The sequence below is a fragment of the Winogradskyella sp. genome (assembly GCF_013042245.1).
In the GTDB taxonomy this organism is placed as follows: domain Bacteria; phylum Bacteroidota; class Bacteroidia; order Flavobacteriales; family Flavobacteriaceae; genus Winogradskyella.
The window spans coordinates 1-9837 of the sequence record NZ_JABDQL010000012.1; the positions used below are offsets into that span (position 1 = coordinate 1).

10 protein-coding genes and 1 pseudogene are annotated in these 9837 nt (G+C 32.3%); 4 read left to right on the top strand and 7 right to left on the bottom strand.

What is annotated here, in order from left to right; translation table 11 throughout:
- Positions 1-174: pseudogene (locus HKP48_RS00845) on the top strand (ISAs1 family transposase); the annotation flags it as partial.
- Between the two features lie 189 nt (positions 175-363).
- Here the strand turns inward: HKP48_RS00845 and nth are convergent.
- On the bottom strand, positions 364-1020 hold the full coding sequence (gene nth / locus HKP48_RS00850) for an endonuclease III (protein WP_296341857.1): 657 nt from the start codon (positions 1018-1020) through the stop codon (positions 364-366).
- A gap of 34 nt (positions 1021-1054) precedes the next feature.
- On the opposite strand from nth, the gene bcp reads away from it, so the two are divergent.
- Positions 1055-1510 carry a thioredoxin-dependent thiol peroxidase gene (gene bcp, locus HKP48_RS00855; protein WP_296341859.1) on the top strand — a complete coding sequence of 152 codons (456 nt, stop codon included), beginning with the start codon at positions 1055-1057 and terminating at the stop codon, positions 1508-1510.
- A gap of 75 nt (positions 1511-1585) precedes the next feature.
- Here bcp and HKP48_RS00860 read toward each other — a convergent pair whose 3' ends face one another.
- Positions 1586-3037, bottom strand: a complete 1452-nt coding sequence (locus HKP48_RS00860; RefSeq protein WP_296341860.1) for a TonB-dependent receptor — start codon at positions 3035-3037, stop codon at positions 1586-1588.
- Positions 3038-3125: 88 nt separating this feature from the next.
- Between HKP48_RS00860 and HKP48_RS00865 the strand changes: the two genes are divergently transcribed.
- Both HKP48_RS00865 and HKP48_RS00870 read left to right on the top strand, forming a co-directional pair.
- Positions 3126-3887, top strand: a complete 762-nt coding sequence (locus tag HKP48_RS00865; RefSeq protein ID WP_296341862.1) for an MBL fold metallo-hydrolase — start codon at positions 3126-3128, stop codon at positions 3885-3887.
- 1 nt (position 3888) lies between these two features.
- Complete coding sequence (locus HKP48_RS00870) at positions 3889-4392, top strand: hydrolase (protein WP_296341864.1); 504 nt, start codon at positions 3889-3891, stop codon at positions 4390-4392.
- Here HKP48_RS00870 and HKP48_RS00875 read toward each other — a convergent pair.
- The 5 genes from HKP48_RS00875 to HKP48_RS00895 form a co-directional block, all read right to left on the bottom strand.
- Positions 4389-5036 (bottom strand): alpha/beta fold hydrolase, encoded by a 648-nt coding sequence (locus HKP48_RS00875; RefSeq protein ID WP_296341866.1) that lies wholly within the window; start codon positions 5034-5036, stop codon positions 4389-4391. The two genes, HKP48_RS00870 and HKP48_RS00875, sit on opposite strands and share 4 nt — an antisense overlap.
- 3 nt (positions 5037-5039) lie before the next feature.
- Complete coding sequence (locus HKP48_RS00880; RefSeq protein ID WP_296341867.1) at positions 5040-5369, bottom strand: hypothetical protein; 330 nt, start codon at positions 5367-5369, stop codon at positions 5040-5042.
- Positions 5369-6622, bottom strand: coding sequence for a dihydroorotase (locus HKP48_RS00885; RefSeq protein WP_296341869.1), 1254 nt, complete (start codon positions 6620-6622; stop codon positions 5369-5371). The genes HKP48_RS00880 and HKP48_RS00885 overlap by 1 nt, the downstream gene beginning before the upstream one ends.
- The gene (locus HKP48_RS00890; RefSeq protein ID WP_296341871.1) at positions 6619-8538 is read right to left on the bottom strand and encodes a BatA domain-containing protein; all 1920 of its coding nucleotides are present in this window, start codon (positions 8536-8538) and stop codon (positions 6619-6621) included. Before HKP48_RS00890 ends, HKP48_RS00885 begins: the two co-directional genes overlap by 4 nt.
- An 83-nt stretch (positions 8539-8621) precedes the next feature.
- On the bottom strand, positions 8622-9629 hold the full coding sequence (locus HKP48_RS00895; protein WP_296341873.1) for a glycosyltransferase family 2 protein: 1008 nt from the start codon (positions 9627-9629) through the stop codon (positions 8622-8624).
- Positions 9630-9837 lie beyond the last annotated feature (208 nt).

Genomic DNA, 9837 nt, shown 5'->3' on the forward strand with positions numbered 1-9837 from the left:
GATGACTCTAGAAAAAGAGCAGGGAATGCTGCGCAAAATTATTCTATTGCTCTTAAAATTGCTTTAAACCTATTGAAGAATGAACATTCTAAAAAACTATCTATGAAAAGCAAAAGGCTTGAAGCTGGGTGGAATGAAGACTATTTGCTCAAAATATTAAATTTAAAAGTATGATTTTGCCCTGGTAGTTTACGTTTAAATTTTTTAGCTTGAATTATTTTATAATCTTGATTTTTGAATCGTGGGGCAACCTTTACAGGAATACAGGACGTTAGAAGTGTTAAAAACAGAAAAATAATAACTTTTCTCATTGACTTAGTTTTCACGAAAGCATCAATAACTATTCCAACTTGATACAAAAAGTTATTTCTTCTTCTTGTAATAATCATCTAAAACTGACTTACGTCCAATCGTTTTGGTAATAATGTCATTATTTAAATCCCAACCGCGAGCTTGTGAATATTCACGTCCATACCATATAATCTGAAGATGTAAATCATTCCAAGTTTCTTCTGGAAATAAGCGTTTGGCATCTTTTTCGGTTTGAGTTACACTCTTTCCATTTGTTAAATTCCAGCGATACATGAGTCTGTGAATATGCGTATCTACCGGAAATGCAGGCACGCCAAATGCTTGACTCATAACAACACTAGCAGTTTTGTGTCCAACTGCAGGTAGTTCTTCAAGAGCATCAAAACTCTGCGGCACTTCACCATTATGCTTTTCAATTAAAATTCTGGATAAGCCGTAAATACCTTTACTTTTCATTGGACTTAATCCACAAGGTCTTATAATTGCTTTAATTTCTTCTACCGACATTTTTATCATATCATACGGATTATCTGCCTTTGCAAATAATAGCGGTGTAATTTGATTGACACGGACATCTGTGCATTGAGCAGATAATAAAACAGCTACTAATAATGTATATGGATCTTTATGATCTAGAGGAATTGGAATTTCAGGATATAAGTCTTTTAACGTAGTTATAACAAATTCTACCTTTTCTTGCTTTGTCATTCATTGTATTTTTACAAAAACAAATTTAAACATTATGACGCATTTAAAAGTAGGAGATAAGGCACCAAATTTTGAAGCTTTAGATCAAGATGGAAATACTATTAAACTAAGTGATTATAAAGGAAAGAAGCTTGTTGTTTTCTTTTACCCAAAGGCTAGTACACCTGGATGTACTGCAGAGGCTTGCAACCTTAATGACAACTTTAAGCGTTTTGAAGCTAGTAATTACGCGATTTTAGGTGTAAGTGCAGATAGTCAAAAACGTCAGTCTAATTTTAAAAACAAATATGGTTTTGAATATCCGCTTTTAGCAGATGAAGATAAATCAGTGATTGAAGCGTTTGGTGTTTGGGGACCAAAAAAGTTTATGGGTAAAGAATACGATGGTATTCATCGTACAACCTTTGTAATTGATGAAGATGGCGTTTTAGAAGACGTTATTTTAAAAGTAAAGACAAAAGCTCATGCTGAGCAGATTTTAGATGCTTAAAATCTATAATCTTTAAATAAAAAAAGCGACTTTACTCAAGTAAAGTCGCTTTTTTTTATGATTTTAAGAGATACTTTATTTAAGCATAACCTCTTCAGATTCACATCCAAATAATGCTTTTTCTTTAATGAGTTTTGCAACACCTTCGGGTAGCATACTTTCCCAACCTGTTTCACCAGCGGCAATTTTTGCTAATACTTTTCTTGAGAAAATAGAAAGTATCGATGGGTCATAATCATTAATGTCTACCACTTTACCATTATACTTGAAGAATTTGTATAGTTCTTTCATTCGTGGGTGAACTTTAAGATTTTCACTTGATGTAATACTTCCATCTCCATTAACCATTGGATATAAGTAGACACGTAAATCTTTGTAAAAAAGCTTACCAAAGGCTTCAAGAATACCACCGCTTAAATGGCGATAGTATTTTTCGTCAAAAATATCTACTAAGTTGTTAACACCCATAGCTAATCCCATTCTGTTTTTTGAATATTGAGAAAAATACTCAACAAGCTTATAGTATTCTTTAAAATTTGATATTAATACAGTTTGACCAAGCGAGCAGAGTAGGCGTGCACGATCCATAAAATCTTGTTCATCAATTTCTCCTTCAGCTCTAAGGTTAGATAGTGTTATCTCAAAAATTACTTGAGTATTTTCTTTGCTAACCTTATTTTCTTTAATGAACATTTCGTAAGATTTCTCAAACATGTCTATATTTACTTTAGTAACAGGTCTAAAGCTACCTCTAAGTGTTAAGATGTTTTTCTTATATAAAACACGAGCAGGAAGTACGTTGTTTCCATCTGGCGAAAACATAACGGCATCAGTCATACCGTTTTTAACCAATTGTAAACTCATTAAACGATTGTCTACGTTTTCAAAAACAGGACCTGAAAAATTTATGGTATCTATCTCTAGTTGGTCTTTGTCCAGATGATCATACAAATAGCGTAACAGTTTTCTTGGTTCGTTGTATTTGTAAAATGCACCATAAATTAGGTTAGTACCCAAAACACCAAGTGTTTCCTGCTGTAATCTTGCGTCATTTTCTTTAAAACGTAAATGAAGTACAATTTCGTTATACTCTTCATCTGGCTTAACTTGATATTTAATACCAACCCAACCGTGTCCTTTATATTTCTTGGCAAAATCAATCGTGGCTACTGTATTTGCATATGCGAAAAATATTTTATCAGGATGCTTATCTCGAGTAATACGTTGCTCCATGAGGTTCATTTCATGGTTTAGCATTTTTCTTAAGCGTGCCTCTGTAACGTAGCGTTTGTCATTTTCAATACCATAGATAGCATCGCTAAAGTCTTTATCGTAAGCAGACATTGTTTTGGCGATGGTTCCTGATGCGCCACCAGCTCTAAAAAATTGTCTTACAGTTTCTTGACCTGCTCCAATTTCAGCAAATGAACCATAGATATCTGCATTGAGGTTAATGCGTAAACACTTATCTCTTAGAGAAGGAATGTTTTCAAACTCTTTATCTGCTTTATACTTAATTTCAGTCATACATCATGGTTTTACAAGCCGTACAAAGGTACTCTTTTAAGATATTAAACAAAAAAATAACCTTATTTTTGTCAGAAAGTTAACACTGTTGAAAGTTACATTTTTAGGCACAGGAACTTCTCAAGGTATTCCAGTTATTGGAAGTACACACCCTGTATGTTTGAGCGATAATCCCAAAGATAAACGTTTACGAGTTTCCGTTTTAATAGAGTGGGACGACTACTCATTTGTTATAGATTGCGGACCAGATTTTAGGCAGCAAATGTTAAGGTCTGAATGTAAAAAAGTAGATGGTGTCATTTTTACACACGAACATGCAGATCACATCATGGGATTGGATGATATTCGCCCTTTTTTCTTTCGTCAGGGCGATATTGATGTTTATGCCCATAAGCGCGTTATAAAAGCTTTGGAGCGAACCTTCGCTTATATTTTTGAAACTGAAAATAAGTATCCAGGCGCACCTAGTGTCAACGAATTTTATATTGATGGAAGTCCATTTTTAGTTGGAGATTTAGAAGTTATACCTATTGATGGATTGCATAATGAGCTACAGGTTTTTGGTTATCGATTTGATAAATTTGCATATTTAACAGATATGAAAACTATAAAAACTTCTGAAATTGAAAAGCTTCAAAATCTAGAAGTCTTGGTGGTTAACGCTTTGCGTGAAGAGCCTCACATGTCTCACTTTAATTTGGATGAGGCTTTAGATTTTATAAGTAAAGTTAACCCTAAACGTGCATACTTAACCCATATTAGCCACCATCTAGGATTTCACGACGAGGTGCAACAAAAATTACCAAATAACGTTTATTTGGCTTACGATAATCTTAAAATTACTATTTAGTATGAAGAGTAGACTATTCATGTACTTATTTATTTTTGCTGTTTTGGCAATTATTTTTCAATATTCAAATTCAAAGAACATTCTCGATAAGTATGAAAAGGATATAAAAATATTTAAAGCAGAGATTAAGGACTTAGAAGACGAACGTATTAATTTAAATGATAAAATTTTTGACCTTTCTAACTTTAATTTTGATGGTAACCAAGAGGCTATAGACTATTTTGAAAATCAAGGTGTTAATACAGATATATTATTACAAAAACTTAAAGATGGTCTTTTAGAGACAAATATTTACGAAGGTGTAGACCACCCAATCGTGCCTTATGCGTCGATGACAGAATCTAAAATTATGATTGACCAAATTAAGGTTTTAAATCATAAATGGATACTCGCTAATTTTACCGATGGTAAGTATTGGGGAGAGTTATTTATAAACTATGAGCTAGACAATAGTGGTGAAGTAGCCTATAAATTAACGGATTACTTTTTATATCCTATTAATTAAATCCGTTTTTCTAGCCAAGTTTTGAGTTCAAAGAAATTTTGTGGAGCAACACCATGACCAACAGGGAATTCGCTATACGTGTTTTTTATATTCAAATCATCTAGAAACGGTTTAGTTTTTCTAGCCCAATCTACAGGAATCACTTGATCTACACTTCCATGCGAACAATAGAAATCTAAATGACTAAATTTCGATTTTTCAAGAGTTTCTGGTAAGATATCTTCATTTACATAGCCGCTTAATGCTACTATGTTTTTTACTTTTTCAGGATATGTTAATGCTACAGAATAACTTAGAATTGTACCTTGACTAAAACCTAAAAGCGTTATGTTATCTTTATCAACAGGATAATTGTTACACGCATAGTCAATAAATTGTGCAATTACATCTCTCGAAGCTTTTGCTTGCTCATTATTGCTCCATTTGCCTTCTACAGCATCAAAATTTATGGCATACCAAGCATTGCCATAAGGCTGAAGCTGGTAAGGTGCACGAATAGAAATAATAAATAATTCTTTTGGCAACTCTTCCGCAAAAGAAAATAAATCATTTTCATCACTACCGTAACCATGACACATAATTAATAATGGAGCATCTTCTTTCAACGTCGAAGGACGTTTAATGTAATTAAGATTTGTGGACATTTATTATTTTATGGATTTAAATATTTTTTGGAATAAATCACCAAGTAAAGGTAGTTTATGTAATCTTCCTGATGCAGCACCAATGATACCATAAGTAAATAATACTAGGAAAAATATCCAAAAAGAATAGGTTATCATCCAGTTATCGAAGCCACCTATAATGTAACCTAAAATAAAATAGATGAGCCACAGTCCAAGACTTTGTCTCACATGAAAAAAAATAAATTCATTTTTCTTTTCTTGATTCATGTAAAAGGCAATCAAAACGCCTATTATTGTAATATAAGCTACAATAGCAAAAGTTTTTCTTTCTTTAACGCTATTCTCCTTCATTAGATAAGTTCAGTTTTATTGTTAGCGATAATACCATAGGCTTTTCCTGTTAATTCAGTCCCTGTAAAACAGCTATTATTAGATGTTGATAGTATGTCTTTTTTGCTAAACTGGTATTTTATGTATGGATTAAATAACGATAGATTAGCTTTTTGTCCTTCTTTAATTTGAAATTCTTCGACTCCAAATCTTGATTTTCCTTTTGTTAAAAGAGAAACAGCTTTTTTTGTAGTAAATATATTTTGAAGTGCTCCAAAAGCAGATTCTAAACCAATGGTTCCGTATGAAGCATGGTCAAATTCTATTTTTTTATTTTCGATATCAATAGGGTTGTGATCAGTAGTAACCATATCTATGGTGTCATCTCGTAGACCTTCAATCAGAGCATCAACATCTGTTTGTATTCTTAATGGCGGTAAGACTTTAAAGTTGGTATCAAAATCCTGAAGCTTATCATCGGTAAAACATAAGTTATGGATAGCTACAGAGCATGTTACATCTAGTTTTTTTGCTTTTGCTTCACGAATAAGTGCTACAGATTTTGCTGTACTTATCGTTGGAATATGCAATTTACCTTCTGTATATTCTAGTAAAAACAAATCTCTTGCAACTTGTAATTCTTCCGCAAGCGCAGGATTTCCTTTAAGCCCAAGCTTTGTGCTATTAACATGTTCGTTCATAACGCCTAGACCAGAAATTTTGGATTCTTGAGGAAAGGAAAGTACTAACCCATTAAAATTGCTTGCGTATTGTAGCGCAATTTTTAAAAGATTAGGATTGCTTATTGGTTTTTGGTAATCATAGAAAGCGATTGCACCAGCGTTTTGCATATCAAACAACTCCGCTAAGTCAACAGAACTTGAAGCTTTAGTTAGTGCTCCAATTGGTTTTAAAGCTACGGCGTGGTTAGATGCTTTTGCTAAAACGAAAGCGATATCTGCATTACTGTCTATTACAGGATTAGTATTTGCATTGAGTGCTACTGATGTGTAACCAGATTTAGCAGCAGTATCGAGACCGTTAGCAATTGTTTCACGTTCTTCAAAACCTGGTTCACCAAAAGATACAGAACTATCAAACCAACCTTGTGAAACATGAAGGTTATCTAATTTAATCTCTTGGTAATTTTTAGGATTTGAAATGCGTTTTGAAATCTTAGTAATCGTGCCGTTTTCAATTAAAATATCAACATTCTGATTATGGAAATCACTTTTAGAATCGACTATTGTTGCAGATTTTAGTAGTGCATTCATTTAAGATATTTTAAAGTTAGCATTTCTATTATTAAAAATGCTAGCGCAAAAATAACAAACCATTTCCATAGCGCATTAATACTCGCGTTACTTTTTATAGTTTCTATTGCAGAAGCCATAGAATTATCAACTGAATAATTACTATTGTCACTTAGCTTGTGATAGATTAAGCTGCTTTCTTCTCTTTTATAATTAAAACTCAATTTTTTAAGTAATTCTGAATTGTTTTTTACTTCAAAAATACCGGCTTTAGTAGGAAGTTCGGTCGTTGTGAGTCTTACACTCTTACTATAAGTTTGTTGTAAGGGTATAATTTTATCCTCTCCAGAGGTGAGGTTTAAAATCTCATCTTGTGAGAGTTTAGTATTGATATCAATATTATTTTCATTACCGATTTGATAATATATCTTTGGAATTTCTAAGCTTTGTTTTCCAATATTATAGAGCACAGGAACAATTAATGGCGATTTTTTAAAATTACTATTATCAGAATTTATAGCTGCTGTGAATATGTACGACTTTGCATTACCAAATAAAAAAGGGCTACCATCTTCAAACTCTAAAACGGAATTCTTATTTGTATTGGTCTTATAAAATGAATTAACCTTTGGGTACTGAAAATTACTAATACGATTATAGAATGCATTCTTAATTATCGGATGGTCGTAGTTTATTGAGATTACCCTTTTTTCTTCACTTAATCTTTTAGTTAAAGCAGGTAGGGGTAAGTTGCTAAGCAGTTGATTGTAAGAATTTAAATTTAAATCATCTGAAGCAATAATTAATATGCTACCACCGTCATTTTTAAATGAAGCTAAAGCCGTTTTAAGGGCATTTGAAATCGTTTTAATTTCATTTAAAACAATAAGATTTTGATTTTCAATTTGATTGTAATCTAAGCTCTTATAATTTATACTCTTATAAATAAATTCGTCTTCTGTGTACAATTTTTTTAAGAAAGTGTCAGATGCTTCATTTATACTTAACACCTTTATTTTCTCCACGGTATTAATATTGAAATAAAATACATTATCATATTGCAATCCATTATCTTCAATAGCAATTTTACCATTAAACTCCGTGCCGCTAGGTATAGTGAAATTGGTATTTGCTTTGTTTTCGATATCTAAAGCGGTTTTAGAAACTAAAGTTTCATTGTTATAAAGCGCTACAGAAACGTTTTTTATGGAACCGTTATAGGATACATCAACACCAATTTCTATATTTTCAGAGCTATACTTGTTTATGTAAACACTGTCTATGCTTATATTGTTTTTATAGACTGGTTTTGGCTGAACCAATTTTAAGGTGACAGAACTATCAGTTTCAAACTCTAAAGGCGTTTCTTTTTGCTGAAAGTCAGAAACTAAAACTAAATTTTTTAAAGTACTGTTGTCTTTAGAAAAGTATTGGTTTCCTTTGAGGTAAGCAGATTTATAATCCAGCTGACTTGTAGAGTAATTTAATTTTATTAAATCGTTTGTAATGCCATTGATTGTAGTATTCCTAAAGGTGTTATTATTTGTAAAAATGGTAATTTCATCATCCTTAGAGTAGCCTTTAATAATATCTTGTATAGCTTCGTTGAGTAGACTTCCGTTGTTTCCTTTGGCTTCCATACTGAAGGAATTATCCAAATAGATAACGGTTTCACTTTTTGCATTAAAAGTGTCGGAGTTTGTAGTAAAAGGCTGTGCAAAAGCGAGAACGATGCAAGCGATTAGTAATAAACGTGTTAAAAGCGTTAACCATTTTTTAATTTGAGAGCTTTTACGAGTTTGTAGTTTTACAGCCTTGAGAAACTTAACATTAGTAAAGGCTGTTTTTTGAAATCGCCTGAGCTGAAAAAGATGAATGATTATAGGAATAAGCAGTAAGAGTAGTGCCCACAGAAATTCTGGATGTTTAAACTGCATTCGCTTTTAATGTAATTTATAGTTGTTTCAAATATAGGAATTGATAAGACACTAAAAGGTCTCGATTTTGAGAAATTTAACGTTTAACAAAAGAAAAAATAATCCCTGACCTGTTTCATATCTAATGCATCAAAATAATTGATTATTTGTCTTTGCTGTTCTTCATTTGCTACCGTAACGATAGTTTGAGGGCGTTCAATGGTTTTTAAAGCCTCAAACGGCTTCAACTTTACACCATAAATATCTTTTCCTATTTTGTTTTTGTTGTCACAAATCCAATGAAAATCAATTTTGTTTTCGACCAATTTCTTTGCAATAGTTTTCCCCTTAAATCCAGCGCCCCAGATGGTTAGTGGACGAGAACTATTATAATCTAACTTTAAAAAATAATGCAGTTTAATATCTAAAAAATAGTTTTGAGCATAATGCTCATGAGTGCGAGAAGTTCTAGTGCTATAATCCCGCCAATAATGCAAAAGATGGTCGTTTGGGATACATTTATAACCATATTCGTAAAACCGAAATGTTAAATCATAATCTTCAGGATAACGGTTAGGATTAAAAGCATCACAAGCAACTAAATCTTCACGATGGAGCATCCAACATGGCGATGCTATTACGCACTCCTTGTAGATTTCGGTATAGTTCTTTCCAGTTTTTGTTAACTTATTTAACCAAGTTTCATATTTAGCGTAGCCGTTGCTTATCCCGGTGTCGCTAAAGTACTTTACCAAGCCAAGTGCAACGTGTTTTTTGCCATATTCTTCAAGCTGATTAACCATAACTTCAAGTTTGTTTTCGGTCATAATATCATCGCTATCCATTCGTGTGATGTAACTTCCTGAACTATTTAAAAATGCATATCTTAATGCTTCGATAATCCCGTTTCCAGTATTTTTAAAAAGTTTTAGACGAGAATCTTTTTCGGCATATTTTTCAACAATTTCGTTAGAATTATCCGTAGAATGGTCATTAATTATGATGAGTTCCCAGTTGGTATAGCTTTGTTTTAGAATAGAATCTAAACAATCTTCAACGTAATTTGAAACATTTTTAAAAGGCGTTAATATGCTCACTAGTGCTTGTGCCATTGCACGAATATAGTAAACCTCTTTTTAACATAACCTTTACGCTTTTATTTACTTGAGATATTAGATTTGTGACTTATAAATATTTTATTCGCTTTCAGGTTTAATACCTCGAGGCTTGCCTCGTTAATTATTACTATTTTGTGACTCGATGTCACAGAATAGTAAATATATCCATAAAAGTCATAATGTTACAGTTTTACTATATCAT